Source organism: Microlunatus sagamiharensis (assembly GCF_900105785.1).
Classification (GTDB): Bacteria; Actinomycetota; Actinomycetes; order Propionibacteriales; family Propionibacteriaceae; genus Microlunatus; species Microlunatus sagamiharensis.
Map to the genome: position 1 here is coordinate 1,934,409 of NZ_LT629799.1, position 14,823 is coordinate 1,949,231.

Annotated in this window: 14 protein-coding genes; 6 read left to right on the plus strand and 8 right to left on the minus strand. The window is 74.1% G+C overall.

The window, feature by feature from the left end:
* Positions 1–26: 26 nt before the first annotated feature.
* Both BLU42_RS08795 and BLU42_RS08800 read right to left on the minus strand, forming a co-directional pair.
* On the minus strand, positions 27–2,042 hold the full coding sequence (locus BLU42_RS08795; protein WP_157719894.1) for a hypothetical protein: 2,016 nt from the start codon (positions 2,040–2,042) through the stop codon (positions 27–29).
* A gap of 246 nt (positions 2,043–2,288) precedes the next feature.
* A complete protein-coding gene (locus BLU42_RS08800; protein ID WP_091074119.1) occupies positions 2,289–3,011 on the minus strand; it encodes an SDR family oxidoreductase in 723 nt (240 codons plus the stop codon).
* 111 nt (positions 3,012–3,122) lie between these two features.
* Between BLU42_RS08800 and BLU42_RS08805 the strand changes: the two genes are divergently transcribed.
* A complete protein-coding gene (locus BLU42_RS08805) occupies positions 3,123–3,509 on the plus strand; it encodes a MerR family transcriptional regulator (RefSeq protein WP_091074120.1) in 387 nt (128 codons plus the stop codon).
* Between the two features lie 165 nt (positions 3,510–3,674).
* Positions 3,675–4,412 carry a VanZ family protein gene (locus BLU42_RS08810; RefSeq protein ID WP_157719895.1) on the plus strand — a complete coding sequence of 246 codons (738 nt, stop codon included), beginning with the start codon at positions 3,675–3,677 and terminating at the stop codon, positions 4,410–4,412.
* 1,548 nt (positions 4,413–5,960) lie between these two features.
* Here BLU42_RS08810 and BLU42_RS08815 read toward each other — a convergent pair.
* The 5 genes from BLU42_RS08815 to BLU42_RS08835 are packed head-to-tail and all read right to left on the minus strand — an operon-like array spanning position 5,961 to position 11,776.
* On the minus strand, positions 5,961–7,862 hold the full coding sequence (locus BLU42_RS08815; protein ID WP_091074121.1) for an outer membrane protein assembly factor BamB family protein: 1,902 nt from the start codon (positions 7,860–7,862) through the stop codon (positions 5,961–5,963).
* 52 nt (positions 7,863–7,914) lie between these two features.
* The gene (locus BLU42_RS08820) at positions 7,915–8,955 is read right to left on the minus strand and encodes an NADPH:quinone reductase (protein WP_091074122.1); all 1,041 of its coding nucleotides are present in this window, start codon (positions 8,953–8,955) and stop codon (positions 7,915–7,917) included.
* A gap of 33 nt (positions 8,956–8,988) precedes the next feature.
* Complete coding sequence (locus BLU42_RS08825) at positions 8,989–9,804, minus strand: carbon-nitrogen hydrolase family protein (protein WP_091074123.1); 816 nt, start codon at positions 9,802–9,804, stop codon at positions 8,989–8,991.
* Complete coding sequence (serB, locus tag BLU42_RS08830) at positions 9,801–11,057, minus strand: phosphoserine phosphatase SerB (RefSeq protein WP_172825773.1); 1,257 nt, start codon at positions 11,055–11,057, stop codon at positions 9,801–9,803. Before serB ends, BLU42_RS08825 begins: the two co-directional genes overlap by 4 nt.
* Positions 11,054–11,776 carry a pirin family protein gene (locus BLU42_RS08835; RefSeq protein ID WP_157719896.1) on the minus strand — a complete coding sequence of 241 codons (723 nt, stop codon included), beginning with the start codon at positions 11,774–11,776 and terminating at the stop codon, positions 11,054–11,056. The genes serB and BLU42_RS08835 overlap by 4 nt, the downstream gene beginning before the upstream one ends.
* A 48-nt stretch (positions 11,777–11,824) precedes the next feature.
* Here BLU42_RS08835 and BLU42_RS08840 point away from each other — a divergent pair, with 48 nt between their 5' ends.
* The 4 genes from BLU42_RS08840 to BLU42_RS08855 all read left to right on the plus strand — a co-directional run bounded on the left by BLU42_RS08840 (position 11,825) and on the right by BLU42_RS08855 (position 13,606).
* A complete protein-coding gene (locus BLU42_RS08840) occupies positions 11,825–12,325 on the plus strand; it encodes a DUF427 domain-containing protein (RefSeq protein ID WP_091074125.1) in 501 nt (166 codons plus the stop codon).
* 4 nt (positions 12,326–12,329) lie between these two features.
* Positions 12,330–12,674, plus strand: a complete 345-nt coding sequence (locus BLU42_RS08845) for an MGMT family protein (protein ID WP_091074126.1) — start codon at positions 12,330–12,332, stop codon at positions 12,672–12,674.
* 193 nt (positions 12,675–12,867) lie between these two features.
* Entirely contained in the window at positions 12,868–13,071 is a 204-nt protein-coding gene (locus BLU42_RS08850) for a cold-shock protein (protein ID WP_091074127.1), read from the plus strand.
* A 157-nt stretch (positions 13,072–13,228) separates the two neighbouring features.
* Complete coding sequence (locus tag BLU42_RS08855; protein ID WP_091074128.1) at positions 13,229–13,606, plus strand: UBP-type zinc finger domain-containing protein; 378 nt, start codon at positions 13,229–13,231, stop codon at positions 13,604–13,606.
* 36 nt (positions 13,607–13,642) lie between these two features.
* Here BLU42_RS08855 and moeZ read toward each other — a convergent pair whose 3' ends face one another.
* On the minus strand, positions 13,643–14,815 hold the full coding sequence (gene moeZ / locus BLU42_RS08860; RefSeq protein WP_091074129.1) for an adenylyltransferase/sulfurtransferase MoeZ: 1,173 nt from the start codon (positions 14,813–14,815) through the stop codon (positions 13,643–13,645).
* Positions 14,816–14,823 lie beyond the last annotated feature (8 nt).

Sequence of the window (14,823 nt, forward strand, 5' to 3'; positions counted from 1 at the left end):
GTGAGTCGAGGGTGCCTGACGGCACCTCACTGTCGCGAGACCCCTGCAGGAGCGATCGGCGGAGGCGATGGCTTGAGGTGCTCGTGCTCCCGCAGTGCTGTGCGTGCGGCGCTCACGAGCGCGTCGCGGCGCCCTGCCTGGTCAGCGAGCGCGATGTCGAGCCGCGTACGAAATGCGGCTCGATCACGCGGCCCCAGCCGAAGACCTGAGGTGTGCTTGCGGTTGCTCACCGGCAAGTACAGGTCGCTTCCTTCGTCGACGAGCCCGTCCAGCTTCGCGAAGGCCCATTCGCGGTTCTTCGCCGCAGGCAGCACGACTCTCTGACTGGTGATGACGGCTGGCCCTTCTGCTCCGACGACGGTCGTCTCAACACCTCGATGGATGCGCTTCTCGACCAGGACGGCTGCGTGGGTGCCGTAGACGTACTCGTTGCGCTTGAGCTTGATCAGCCCGCCGGTATCAGCGCCGGGCTGGAACGTGGTGAGCATGGTGAGACGGGCCTCGAGGTGTCGTCGATCTGTCTCCCAAGCATCAGATGCGCGACGGAACTCAGTCAGTTGCCTCTGCCAACGTGCTTCAGCAGCTCTCGCCCGCGCCGCCTCAGCTCGCCGGGACACCCAACCAGCGATGCGCCGCCGATAGTGCAGTGCCAGTACCGCGAGAGCCAGCGGGAGCGCTGCCAGCCACTGGAGGATGGTGAGCCCCAGCGCGATTTCCGCGGACGTTGCGGGAATCACAACATCGACATCCACCTGCCGCGTGCTCACGTTCCCGACGGCGTCCGTCGCTGTTGCCGTCACCGAGTAGGCGCCCGCAGCGGGTAGCCGCGTGATGGTCCACGGACCAGAGGGCGCACCCTTCGACTCGTCGAGCGGCGCTGCATGGTGGTTCCTGTCCACGAGTGCCGCACTCACGCGGACTTCGCTTCTGGGCTCCGCCTGGAGGCGAAGTGCGAGCGTTCCCTTGCTTGCCTGCTCCGGGTCAGAAGTCAAGTCAAGCGCAGGTGGGGTCGTGTCGACGACGGCCTCCGGCACGTTCGTGGTCACCGTGCGGCCGGCGAAGTCGGTGAGCTCGATCTGACCAGGACCATAGGTGCCGTCGGCGATGTCGACCGCCACGGTCGCCGCACCTTGCTCGTCGAGGCTGAAGGGCATGTCGTCGAGATGCTTGAAGATCAGCTTCCCCGTGCTGCGAGGCGTCCCGGTGAGCGCGTACGCAAGGCGCCCTTCCTTCGGGGAGCTCGTTAGAGCCGAGCGCAGCAGCGGACGATCGACCCGAACATCGATGCGACTCTTGAACTGGCGAGAGTTCCCTGCCTTGTCGCGCACGTTGATCACGGGTTTGAAGTGGCCGTTCGGGAGCCAGAGGTTCAACACGGTCTTGGGATCCGTGACCGTGCCGTGCTGCTTGGGGCCGGCACCGGTGAGCGTCCAGGTCGCCCCGGGCTCGCTCGTGAAAGCCAGGGAGGAAGCGCCGGTAGCGTCCGTCCCGGCAACGCTTGTGACGTCCTTGAGCACAGGCGGAGTCGCGTCGACGGACACGGTGGTCGCGGTGTCCTCGCTGGTGTTACCGGCCTTGTCGGTGGCCTTGACGGCGTAGGTCTGGCGGCCTGTCTTCGCCCGGAAGGAAATCTTTTGGTCCTTACCAGTAGCGGTCGCTCTCGCAACACGCTTACCGGCGTCGGTCTCGACGGAGATGGCCGAGCGCTTCTCGGCACGCACCTTGATCGTGACGCGACCACCGCTCTGGACGCTGCTGCGGCCTAGACGAGGTGCCTTGGGTGGGTCGAGGTCCGGAGGCTCGTAGGTCCGTTCCGGCTTCGACGACGAGTCGTCATCAGGCTTGCCACCCGGGCACTCGCTGTAGTCGCCGAGGTCTCCGCACACGTACGAACCGCTGTCGGACGGGCACGAGTGCCAGCGATGACAACCATCGCGGTGGGCTTCCGCGGCCGTTGTCGGCAGCAGGAAGAAGGCGGCGGTCAAGGCGGCCAGCAGGATCGCCGTCGCCCATGACCTCGTCCTACGACTGACCTTCGGCACCGATCCCCCTCATCGCTCCGCGCTGCCCTCCCGCAGGGCACGCGCAGTCTGGCAGGGCATCCGAACCTCCGAGCAGATATTGCTGAACTTCACCCGAATGGGTGCTCGTACCCCTTGCGGCCTCCTTGAGCACCGAGGCTGCGCCGCTGCGGAAGAAGCGACTGGGCACGCTCGATTCGCATCTGCCGGTGCCCGCCAGCCTTGTCCCCGTGGGCCGGCGGGCCCCGAGCGATTCCTGCCCGCCGCTCAGCCGAACCGCTGGGCCACGCGCGCGTAGAAGCCGGCCGGCTCCTCGGCGAGCCCGGCCTTGACCTCGCGGCTCCAGTCGTCGACCAGGACCTCCGACGCGCCGGCCTCCAGCCCGTCGAGCGCGGCCCGGACGACGTCGGCGGGGTCGAGCAGCGGGCCGTCGTAGCCGGCCATCATGTCGGTGTCGGCGCCGCCGAGGTGCAGCCCGAGCACCTGCGTGCCCTGCCCGGCGAGCTCGACGCGCGTGGCCTGGGTGAGCATCCACTCGGCCGCCTTGGAGGCGGAGTAGGACGACGAGCCCGGGAAGGCGAAGAAGGACAGCGCGGAGAGGACGTTGACCACGGCCCCGCCCCCACGCGTCCCCAGCCCGGCCGCGAAGGCCCGGGTCACGGCGAGCGTGCCGTAGAAGTTCGTGTCCATCTCGCGGCGGATCTCGGGCAGGTCCCCGTCCAGGAGCCCCTGCCGGGTGGACACGCCCGCGTTGTTCACCAGCAGCGTCACGTCGGGTGCCGCCTGGGCCGCCGCGGCGACGCTCGCCGGGTCCAGCAGGTCGAGCGCCAGCGGTCGTACGCGGTCGTCGCCGCGGGTGTCCACGTCCTCCGGGCGGCGCGCGGCGGCGTACACCGTGGTCGCGCCGCGCTCCAGCAGCTGCGCGACGAAGCGGGTGCCCAACCCGCGGTTGGCCCCCGTCACCAGCGCGACCGATCCTGCGAGCTCCATCTGTCTCCTCCTCGTCCGGCGGCGCCCCTGCGCCGCTACCGTGGGGACGCTAGGACCTGACACTGACGTCAGGGGCAAGTGCGGAGAGCAGGACGAGAGCGGAGTCACACCATGCGGATCGGCGACCTCGCGCAGCAGACCGGGGCGAGCGTCCGGTCGCTGCGCTACTACGAGGAGCAGGGCCTGCTGTCCTCGGTGCGCACCCCGCGGGGCCAGCGGACGTACGACGAGGACGCGGTCGGCCGGGTGCGGCTGCTGCGCCAGCTCTACAACGCCGGCCTGACCAGCAGCACCATCGCCACCCTGATGCCCTGCGTCGACAGCCCCTCGACCGCCTCCACCGCGGCGACCGTCGCGCTCATGCGGCGCGAGCACGAGCGCCTCGGCGAGCAGGTCGCCGAGCTCGTCCGCACCCGCGACCAGCTCGCGTACCTCATCGACAGCGCCCTGGCCTGCGCCGCCGAGCCGACCGGGCCGGCGGCCGTCTCCGCCGCCTGACCGCCGCCCGACGCCGCCGGACCCAGGGCCGACCCGGGACCGACCGCGTACGACCCTGGTCAAGGCGGCGCGCACGCACCTCGTCCCCGCGGACCGATGTGCCGCGCCCGTCCCGGCGGCAGGCTCGACAGCGTCCCGAGGAGCTGGTCGAGAGGAGGGCACGCGGTGCCCGAGGTGTTCGCGGTCACGGTGCAGGCCGGGCCGGTGCTGGTGCCCGTGCTGGTCGGGGTCGTCGTCGTCTGGCTGCTCGCCCTCGGCCACCGGGAGGCGTTGACCGGCGCCCGGGCGCTGACCGTCCTGGTGACCTCCGCGTACGGCGCGGCGGTGCTCGCGGTGACCTTCTTCCCGATGACCCTCGTCCTGGGTCGCGGCGCCGCGCACCCGGGCTGGCTGGCGTCGGTGAACGTCGTCCCCGGCGCCGGGCTCGACGTGCGCAACCTGGTGCTCAACGTGGTCATGACGCTCCCCCTCGGGCTCCTGGTGCCCTTCGTCCTGCGGGCGCGCTCGGTGGCGGGCGTCGCGACGGTCGGGCTCGTCGTCAGCGGGGCGATCGAGACCGCGCAGTGGGTGGGCACCGTGCTGCTGGGCATGACCCGGACCGCCGACGTCGACGACCTCGTGGCCAACGTGACCGGGGCCGCCCTCGGCGCCGCTCTGCTGTCGGTCGTGGCCTCGCTCGCCGGACCGGCCCTGGAGCGCTTCGCCCTCCCCGGCAGCGGCCTCGCCGGGCCCGGCTCCGCTCAGACGGGCTGGGGCTGGCTGGTCGACGACCCCGAGGACACCGACGACACCGGGGCGACGGCCGCGGTCCTCGGCGCGGGCGCCAGCACGCCGACCACGGCGGCCGCGAGGAGCGCCGTGCCGAAGATCAGGTCGCCGAAGGCCGCGTACGGGTCGAGGTAGATCGTGGTGCTGCCGTCGCGGACGAGCGCGGCGAAGGCCAGCACGCTCATCGTGACGACCGAGTTGGCCAGCACCAGGAGCACCCGGGTCGGCCGGGCGAACCGACGGCTCTCCTGGTTGGCCCACAACGAGCCGGTGAACAGGTCCCAGGTCAGGCCGAAGAGCACCAGCGCCGCGCCCGAGAAGCCGAGGACGGCGCCGACCGGGTCGGAGACGAAGTCACGGCTCGAGAAGAGCGCGCACAGCGTCAGCGCCCCGGCGAGGGCGAGCGCTCGGGAGCGGTCCAGGCGGCGGCGCACGAGCGAGACCAGGCCGCCGACCACGACGACCGCGGTGGCGACCAGGTTGAGCACGTCGGGGTCGACGCCGGCCCGGGCCTCGGGCCCCTGCACCAGGCTCCGGGCGAGCATCAGGAGCAGCACCCCGACCGAGCCGAGGAGCAGCGCCCGGGTGGCCCGCCCCTGGCGTGCGGCCCGGAACCCCAGCCCGACGACCACGAGCCCGACCACCGCCCGCACCGGGTCGACGAGGCGTGCGACCAGCGCGGCGGGGTCGAGGCCGCTGCCGAGGAAGCCGTCGCGGGAGCCGAGGAGCCCGAGGACCGGGACGAGCCCGGCCAGGAGCTGCACGGGCAGGACCACCAGGACGAGCGCGGCCCCGACCGGCAGCCCGACGCCGCTCAGCTCGTCACCGAGCCCCTCGACGTCCGGGCGCGACCCCCGCCGGCGGGCTACGGCGAGCAGCGCGACCCCGACGCCGGCCAGCAGGCCGACGAGCACGAGCGACGCGGCGACGACGTCCCCGCCCTGGGTCACGGGGTCCAGCCCGACGACCTGCAGGCCGACCTGGACGCCGCGCACCACGACGACCACGCCGAGCACGGCGAACGGCACCCAACGCCGGGCCAGCCGCTGCGCCTGGCGGGTGGCCGCGACGGTCAGGCGTACGCAGACCTCCGCGGCCGCGGCGCCGGCGAGCATGGCGACGAGGCCGACGACGAGGCCCGCCCCGACCAGCGCCCAGGTGACGGCGAGCTCCCACCACGAGAACCGGCGGCGCGCCCGGACGACGACGAGGACGACGAGCGCGGCGAGCAGGACCAGGACGAGCAGCGGCCAGACCACCGAACCCGCCGTGCCCGGCGTACGCAGCGCGAAGAGGGACAGCGCGGCCAGCACCACGAGCAGCGCCAGCAGCCGCAGCCACCACGGCGAGCGCAGGCCCGCGACGAGGAGCAGGCTGAGCCCGAACGAGAACAGCGTGGCCAGCATCCACACCGCCGGCTCGGGCAGGCCGCTCGGCAGGCTCGCGCTCGGACCGAGGACGGCGTGGCGCCGGATCGCGGTGGAGGCGACGACGAGGACCGCGGCGAGGCCGAACGCGACGTAGCCGAGGGGCACCACCGCGCGCAGCCCGTACGGCCAGCCCACGTCGCGGATGCGGCCCTCCCGCACGGGCGTCACGACGGTCTGGACGACCACGCCCCGGACGAAGGCGCCGAGCCGCCCGGCCACGGGCGGCCGGGCCTCTGCCACCGGCGGTCGGGCCTCAGCCACCGGTGGTCCAGGAGTCGAAGGTCCAGCCGCGCGCGAAGGCGAAGAGGTACACGCCCTGCGGCGTGGCCAGCCCCGGACGCTCGCTGGAGACCAGCGAGATGGCGCTGGTCGGCCAGGTCGCGGCGACGCCGCCGGCGGGGTCGACGACGTCCACCCGATCCGCGGCCCAGCCCACGAGGTGGGTGCTCGTGACGTCGACGGCGAGGTAGCCGGGCAGCCGGGCCGACACCCGGCCGTCGGCGCCGAGGAGCACGGTCTCGTCCTTGGTGGCGACGACCGGCTGCCCGGCGAGGGCCGTGAGCGCCGTGACGGTGCCGTCGACGTGCGTCGTCCAGACGCTGCGGCCCTGCGTCGGCTCGAGCCCGAGCACGTTCTGGTCGACGGTCGTCACGACCCGGTCGCCCACGACGCCGACCGCGCTCGCCTCCAGCTCCTGCTCCCAGCGGGGCGCCCCGCTCGCCGCGTCCAGGGCGTGCACCGTGCCGTCGCGGTCGACGACGACCACGAGGCCGGCGCCCGCGGCGGGCGCCCGGTTGACGTCGGTGCCGAGCTCGCGCGACCAGCGGACCGTCCCGTCCGCGACCCCGAACCGCAGCACCCGGCCCGAGAGGTCCACCAGCACCGCGTCGGCGTCGGACACCGGCACGGCGGCCGTCGTCGCGAGGTCGGGCAGGTCCGCCTGCCACAGCCGTGAACCGGCCTCGGAGTAGGCGACGACCCGCCGCTCGCTCGTGGTCACGAGGAGGACCTCCCCGTACGCCGCGAGGCTGAGGATCGTGCCGCCCGGGTGGGCCCGCCAGGCGGGCGTCCAGGCGTCCTGCGTCTTCGGCGTCGTGGCCACGAGGTCGTGCGGCGCCTCCAGCGCCCGCACGACGAGGCCGGAGGACGTGAGCACCGGGGTCACGACGGTCGCCGCGCGCCCGGACATCGGCCGCGGCTCCTCGGTGAGCGGGTCGACGGTGACGGTGTCCCAGGTCTTCGGCGTCCAGCGCCGCGGCTCGGTCCAGGTGATCGGCGTGCCCGTGGTCGTGCGCGAGCCCGCGCCGGGCGTCGCCACGGCGGTGAGCACGGTGCGCGTCGCCCCGCCGCTCTCGGAGGCGGCGACCATCCCGCGGCCGGGGCACCACGTCCGCGTGAGCGAGGTCCGGCGGCCGGTCTCCTGGCTGCCCTTCGCGCGCAGCTGGAGCTCGCCGCTCACGTCGAGGCAGCCGTCGGCGCCCGCCGTCGCGCTGAACGTGCTCGTGTAGTCGAGCGTGCCGCCCGAGGAGCCGGCGCTGCGCCACGACGAGCCGGGCGCGACGTCGGCGGGCAGCTCGACCAGGGCGGGCTCGTACGCGGTGATCTCCGGCCCGACCTGCTCGCCGGCGAGCTCCACGGCGCCGCGCACGCGGAGGTAGCGCACCGTCTGGCTCGGCACGCCGACCTCGTCGACCTGCGTCGTGGTCGTGCGCCACAGCCGCGCGCCGTCGGCGTCGTCGTAGTCCTGGTGCAGCACGCGGGTGGTCAGCGCCGGGTCGCCGCTGAGCAGCCCGTCGGCGCCGACGAACCGCGCCGACTCGGTGACGACGGTCGCCGAGCGGGTGTCGGCCTCGCGCGTCGTCTCGAGACGCTGCCACAGGGCGGCGCCGTCCGCGGGGACGTAGACCAGGGCGGCCGTGCGCGGCTCGGTCGCGCGCCGGGCCAGCCAGGTGCCTGTCCCGACGACGAGGCCGAGGCAGAACAGCACGACGAGCGGCACCCACCAGCGATGGGCCGGCGACACCGGGACGAGCGTCTCCGGGCGGGGCGGACCCCACCCGGGCGGCCCGGGCGCCGGGGCCAGCGGGTCGTACGGCATCGTCGACCAGTCCTGCACGGGGAACGGCGCCCAGCGCTGCCCGGCCGCCTCCCCCACGGCCGACATCCTGCCAGCCGGGGGGCTCGGCTGGCCGGAGATCAGGAGCCGGTCAGAGCTCGACCAGCACCTTGCCCACCGCGCCCCGCTGGACGGCGGCGTGCGCCTCGGCGACCTGGTCGAGGCCGAAGCGGTGCAGCGGCAGCCCGCGGTGCTCGCCGACGGCCAGCGCGCCGGCCACCATGGCGGTGCCGAGGTCCTCGACCGCCCGCGCCTTGGCGGCGGCGGGCTCGGTGTAGACGAGCACGAACTGCCAGCGCAGGTTGGCCCGCATCGACGCCCGGACCGGGACGGCGACCTCCGCGCCGCCGCCGTCGTCGGCGTACGTGACGATGCTCGCGCCGGGCGCGGCGCACCGGGCCGCAGTGCCGGCGTTGCGCTGCGGGTCGACCTCGACGACGACGTCGACGCCGCCGCCGCCGGGGACGATGCGGCGGACCTCCTCCACGACGTCCTGGCGTCGGTAGTCGACGACGTGGTCGGCCCCGGCCGCGGCGGCCAGCTGCGCCTTCTGCGGGCTGCTCACGGTCGTGATCACGGTCGCGTCGGACCAGCGGGCGAGCTGGATCGCGGCGTTGCCCACCGCGCCGGCCCCACCGGTGACCAGCACCGTCCGCCCCTGGAGCGTGCCCGGGCCGAGGTGTCGCGGGCCCTCCTCGTGCACGGTCAGGCAGCGGTGCGCGGTGAGGAAGGGGATGCCGAGCGCGGCGCCCACGTCGAACTTGTCCCAGCCGTCGCCGGCGAGGTCGGGCAGCGGCGCGACGTGGGTGACGGGCACGAGCGTCTGCTCGCTCGCCGTGCCCCACCGGCGCCGGAACGCCGCCTCGTAGACCCAGACGTCCACCCCGACCCAGGCCCCGGGCACCCCGGCCCCGACGGCCTCGACGACCCCGGCGCCGTCCTGGCCGGGGACCTGCGCCGGGTCGACGCCTCGGCCCGGTCCGCGGCCCTCGCGGGACTTCCAGTCGGTCGGGTTGACCCCGGAGCGGCGTACGCGGACCCGTACCTCCCCCGGCCCGGGCTCGGGCACGGCCTCCTCGACCAGCCTCAGGACCTCGGGACCGCCGGTCTCGGTGTAGACGACGCTGCGCATGGCTGCAGTCTGGCCCTCGCCGGAACGCAGGGCTCAGGCGAGGTCGCGACGGCGGTTCGCCAGGACGGGCAGGACGGCCCGGACCCGCTCGACCGCGTCGAGGTCGAGGTCGAGCACCAGCAGGTCCGGCGCGTCGCCGGTCTGCGCCAGCACCGTCCCGTCCGGGGCGACGGCGAGGCTGTGCCCGACCCCGGTCGGCGCGGCGGCGCGACCGGTCAGGTCGAGGCCGGCGGCGCCCGGCTCGGCCTGCCCGGCGGCCAGGACGTACGTGGTGCTGTCGAGGGCCCGGGCCCGGACCAGCACCTGCCACTGGTCGACCTTGCCCGGGCCGGCACCCCAGGACGCCGGCAGGCAGACGACCTGCGCGCCGCGGTCCGCGAGGGTGGTGAAGAGGTCGGGGAAGCGCACGTCGTAGCAGGTGGCGAGCCCGACGCCGACCCCGTCGACCTCGACGACCACCGGCGCGTCGCCGGGCGCGACGGTCGCGGACTCGGCGAACCCGAACGCGTCGTAGAGGTGGATCTTGTCGTAGGAGGCCTCGACGCCCGGCCCGGTGACGAGCAGCGTGTTGACGACCCTCCCGTCGGCGCTCGGGGTGAACATCCCGACGACCACGACGACCCCGTGCCGCGCGGCGACCTCGCGGACCCCGCTCGCCCACGGGCCGTCCAGCGGTTCGGCGACCGGGCGCAGCGGCAGCCCGAAGCCCCGCATCGTCGCCTCGGGGAAGACGACCAGCCGGGCCCCGGCCTCGGCGGCCCGCGCCGTCTGCTCGGCGACCAGCGCGAGGTTGGCGTCGAGGTCGGCCCCGGTGGCGACCTGGACCAGCGCCACCCGCAGCGTGCTCATGCCCCGACCTCCACCGTCCTGGCCCCGACCGCCGTCTCCTCCGCCCGGGTGACCCGCTCGACGTCGGCGCCGCGGATGCCCAGCATGAAGAGGATCGCGTCGAGGTAGGGCACCGAGACCGTGGTGTCGGCCTGCGCGCGCACGACCGGCTTGGCGTTGAAGGCGATCCCCAGCCCGGCCGCGGCGAGCATGTCCAGGTCGTTCGCCCCGTCGCCGACGGCCACGGTCTGCGACAGCGGCACGCCCTCGTCCGCGGCGATCTGCGCGAGCAGCGCGGCCTTGCGGGCCCGGTCGACGACCGGCCCGAGCACCTCTCCGGTCAGACGGCCGTCGGCGACCTCGAGGGTGTTCGCGTACGCGTGGTCGAGCCCGAGGTCGGCCCGCAGGGCGTCGGTGAAGGGCGTGAACCCGCCGCTGACCACCCCGACGACGAACCCCAGCCGCTTGAGCGTGCGGACGAAGGTCCGCGCACCGGGCGTCAGCCGGATCCGGGCCCGCACCCGGTCGATCGCCGCGGCGTCCAGCCCGGCCAGGAGCCGGACGCGCTCGCGCAGCGAACCCTCGAAGTCCAGCTCGCCGGCCATCGCCCGCGCGGTGATCGCCGTGACCTCCGCGCCGCAGCCGGCCTCGTCGGCGAGCAGCTCGATCACCTCGTCGGAGATCAGCGTGGAGTCGACGTCCATCACGACGAGCCGCTTGGCCCGGCGCTCCAGCCCGTTGACCTGCACGGCGATGTCGATGCGCTCGACCTGCGCGACGGCGCCGAGCTCGCGGCGCATGGCCTCGACGTCGCCGGCGATGACCACGAGGTCGTACGCGGTGACCGGCTCGGTGGCCAGGCGGACGATGCGGTCGATGTTCCCCCCGGTCGCGGCGACCGCCTCGGCCACGGCGGCGAGCGAGGACGGCGTGAGCGGCCGGCCGAGGACGGTGACGGCGTGGCGCATCAGCCCGGCGCGGCTCGAGGTCGCCGCCACGTGCTCGAAGTCGACGGTCATGCCGTGGGTGAAGCCCCAGTAGAGGACGTCGCGCACCAGCGCGTCGTCGGCGGGGTGATCGGGGTGGTCGAGGCGGACGAGGACGTCCAGGGTCAGCCGCTCGCGCACCACGAGCTGCTCCATGTCCTCCAGCACCGCGCCCGCCCGGCCGAGCAGCTGGAGCAGCTCGCGCGTCAGGCTCGGCCGGTCGGGCCCGGAGACCCGGATGAGCAGCGGCAGCGACGCGCCCGCGTCCCCCGCGTCGGGGGCGCTCACGCGAACGTCCAGACGATCAGCTCCGAGGCAGCGGTGGCGACCGCCGTCAACGCGGTCCGCCGGGTGATCCGCAGGGTGTCGCCCTCGGCGAGCGGACCGATCCCCTCGACCTCCACGGCCCCGCGCACGAGGAGCGCGTATGCGGTCTTCGCCTGGGGCAGCGCGCGGGCCCGGCCGGCGTCGAGGCGTGTCACCCACAGCGTCGCGCCCCGGCGGCGCAGGTCGACCAGCGCACCGGGCTCGCCGGAGGCCGCGGCCACCCAGCCGGCCGCGAGCGCCGGCGGGTCGACCGCGCCGAGCGCGTACGACGGCGGGGTGCCGGTCTCGTCGGGCCGCACCCAGGACTGCAGGAAGCGGACGTCGGCGCCGTCGGTCGCCCCCTCCGTGTGGCTGACGCCGGCCCCGGCGCTGAGCCGCTGGACGGTGCCGGTCGCGGCGAGCCCGAGGTGGCCGGCCGAGTCCGCGTGCCGCAGGGTGCCGGAGACGACCCAGCTGACGATCTCAGTGTCGCGGTGGACGTGCTCGGGGTAGGCCTCGCCGGCGCGGACCGTCTCGTCGTTCAGCACGACGAGCGGGCCGAAGCCCACGTCGTCGGGGTCGTAGTGCTCGCCGAAGGAGAAGCTGTGCCGCGTCCGGGCCCAGCCCTCGGCGGCGTCCTCCCGGGCGGGGGCGACGGTGAGGAAGCGGTCGTCGGAGCGCCGCACCTCGACCCCGTCCACGGGCGCCAGTATCCCCTGCGGCGACCGGCACCGGCCTACGCTGCCTCCGTGGCGAACCATCCCGTCCCCGAACCCGTCGCCCCCGGCCAGGAGTCGGTCTGGGACTACCCCCGCCCGCCGCTGCTCCGCGCGGTCGACGAGCTGGTCACCGTGGTCCTCGGCGGCGTCGAGGTCTGCGAGACCCGCGAGAGCCTCCAGGTCCTGGAGACGTCGCACCCGCCGACCTACTACCTGCCCCGCAGCGCCTTCGTGGCCGGCTCGCTCCGCGAGGCGGGCGGGTCGTCCTTCTGCGAGTGGAAGGGCGAGGCGGCCTACCTCGACGTCGTCGGCGGCGGCGAGGTCGCCCGCCGCGCGGCCTGGTACTACCCGAGCCCGAACGGCCGCTACGCCGCGCTGCGCGACCACGTCGCCCTCTACCCCGGCCACATGGACTACTGCCTGGTCGACGGCGAGCGCGTGCAGCCGCAGCCCGGCGGGTTCTACGGCGGCTGGATCACCAGCGCCGTCGCCGGTCCGTTCAAGGGCGGGCCCGGCTCCCAGGGCTGGTGAGCCCGTGCACGAGGCGTACCTCGAGGGGGTGCTGGCGCTCGTCGAGGCCGTGCCCGTCGGGTCGGTGACCACGTACGGCGACGTGGCCGCCATGGTCGGTGCCGGCGGCCCGCGCCAGGTCGGGACGGTGATGGCGCGGCACGGGTCCGGCGTGCCCTGGTGGCGCGTGGTCCGGGCGGACGGACGACCGGCGCAGGGGCTGGTCGAGGAGGCGCTGTCCCGGCTCGACGCCGAGGGCGTCCCGGTCGCGGACGGCCGCGTACGCATGGTGCAGGCGCGCTGGCACCCGAGCGCAGCCGAGGTCGCCGAGCACCTCGGGCGCGTCGAGGTCCTCCCCGGGGGCCGCTGATTCGTACGCACCTGCTCGTGGAGGTTCCCAAGGCCCGCGCGGCTGTGCCAGGCTTGGCGCGCTGCTCGTCAGCGGTCGTCGTCGTGGTCGGTGCCACGCACGGGGCCGTTGCGGGGTCCCGGTCGCCGGGGCCGGGCAGCGCTCGGGAGCCGTGAGGTGCGGCCCCGGACGCCAGATCGCAAGGAGAAGTGCAATGGCACAGGGAACCGTCAAGTGGTTCAACGCCGAGAAGGGCTTCGGCTTCATCGCCGTCGACGGTGGGGGCCCGGACGTCTTCGTCCACTACAGCGCCATCCAGAGCAGCGGCTTCCGCAGCCTCGACGAGGGCCAGCGGGTCGAGTTCGAGACCACGCAGGGTCCGAAGGGGCCGCAGGCCGACCAGGTCCAGGCGATCTGAGCGCGCTCGTCACCAGCCGGTCCGCCGGCTGAACCCGAAGGCCCCCGGCACGCCGTGCCGGGGGCCTTCGTCCGTCCGGGGGACGCTAGCCTCTCGCCGAGGACCGGACGCGGACGGACCGTCGACCGGCAGCGTGGACCGAGAGCGTGGAGGAACGATGGCCCGCACCGAGGGTCGCTGGATCAGCGACATCGACACCGACGTCCCGCCGAGCGGCGAGGGCTGCCAGGAGTGCGACGCGGCCGGCGGGTGGTGGTTCCACCTGCGCCGCTGCGCGACCTGCGGCCACGTGGGCTGCTGCGACAGCTCGCTCGGCCAGCACGCGTCCGCGCACGCCCGCTCCACCCACCACCGCTACATGCAGTCGTTCGAGCCCGGCGAGGACTGGTTCTGGGACTTCGCCGAGCAGGAGGCCGGCGAGGGCCCCCGGCTCGCGGCCCCGCGCTCGCACCCGGACGACCATCCGACACCCGGCCCGGCCAGCCGCGTCCCGACGGACTGGCAGCAGCAGCTGCAGTCCGCCGGGAGGAGCTGAGCACTCCGAGCGGCGACCGGGCGCGAGGAGGAGCGGTCAGTAGGCGGGCTGGCTCGGGTCGATGTCGTTGACCCAGGCGCTCACGCCGCCGCCGACGTGCACGGCGTCGGCGAGGCCGGCCCCGCGGACGATGGCCAGCACCTCCGAGGAGCGCACGCCGGTCTTGCAGTAGAGGACGACCTGCTTGTCCTGCGGGAGCTGGCCCAGCGCCTCGCCGGTCTGGAAGTCGCCCTTGGGGATGAGCACCGAACCGGGGATGCGGTTGATGTCGCGCTCGACGGGCTCACGCACGTCGACGAGCAGGAAGTCCTTCTCGCCGCGCTCGCGCTCCGAGAGCCAGTCCTCGAGCTGGCGCACACCGATGGTGTGGCCGGCGACCGCCTCGGCGGCCTCCTCGGTGATCGCGCCGCAGAAGGCCTCGTAGTCGATCAGCTCGGTGATCGGCGTGCCCTCGGGGTCCTTGCGGAGCTTGAGGGTCGTGTACTTCATCTCGAGCGCGTCGTAGACCATGAGCCGCCCGATCAGCGGGTCGCCGATGCCGGTGATCAGCTTGATCGCCTCGGTGACCATGATCGACCCGATCGACGCGCAGAGCACGCCGAGCACGCCGCCCTCGGCGCACGAGGGCACCATGCCGGGCGGCGGGGCCTCGGGGTAGAGGTCTCGGTACTGCGGGCCGTGGTCGGCCCAGAAGACGCTGGCCTGGCCCTCGAAGCGGAAGATCGAGCCCCAGACGTACGGCTTGTGGGACAGCACGGCGGCGTCGTTCACCAGGTAGCGCGTGGCGAAGTTGTCGGTGCCGTCGAGGATCAGGTCGTACTGCGCGAAGATCTCCATGACGTTGTCGTTGTCCAGACGGACGTCGTGGACCTCGACCTCGACCAGCGGGTTGACCTCGGCGATCGACTCCTTCGCCGACTGCGCCTTGGACTTCCCGATGTCAGACTGGCCGTGGATGATCTGGCGCTGCAGGTTGGACTCGTCGACGGTGTCGAACTCGACGATGCCCAGCGTGCCCACGCCGGCGGCGGCGAGGTAGAGCAGCGCCGGGCTGCCGAGGCCGCCGGCCCCGATGACGAGCACCCGGGCGTTCTTCAGACGCTTCTGCCCCACCATGCCCACGTCGGGGATGATCAGGTGCCGGCTGTAGCGACGGACCTCTTCGGTCGTCAGCTCGTCGGCGGGTTCGACCAGTGGTGGCAGCGCCACAGTTCCTC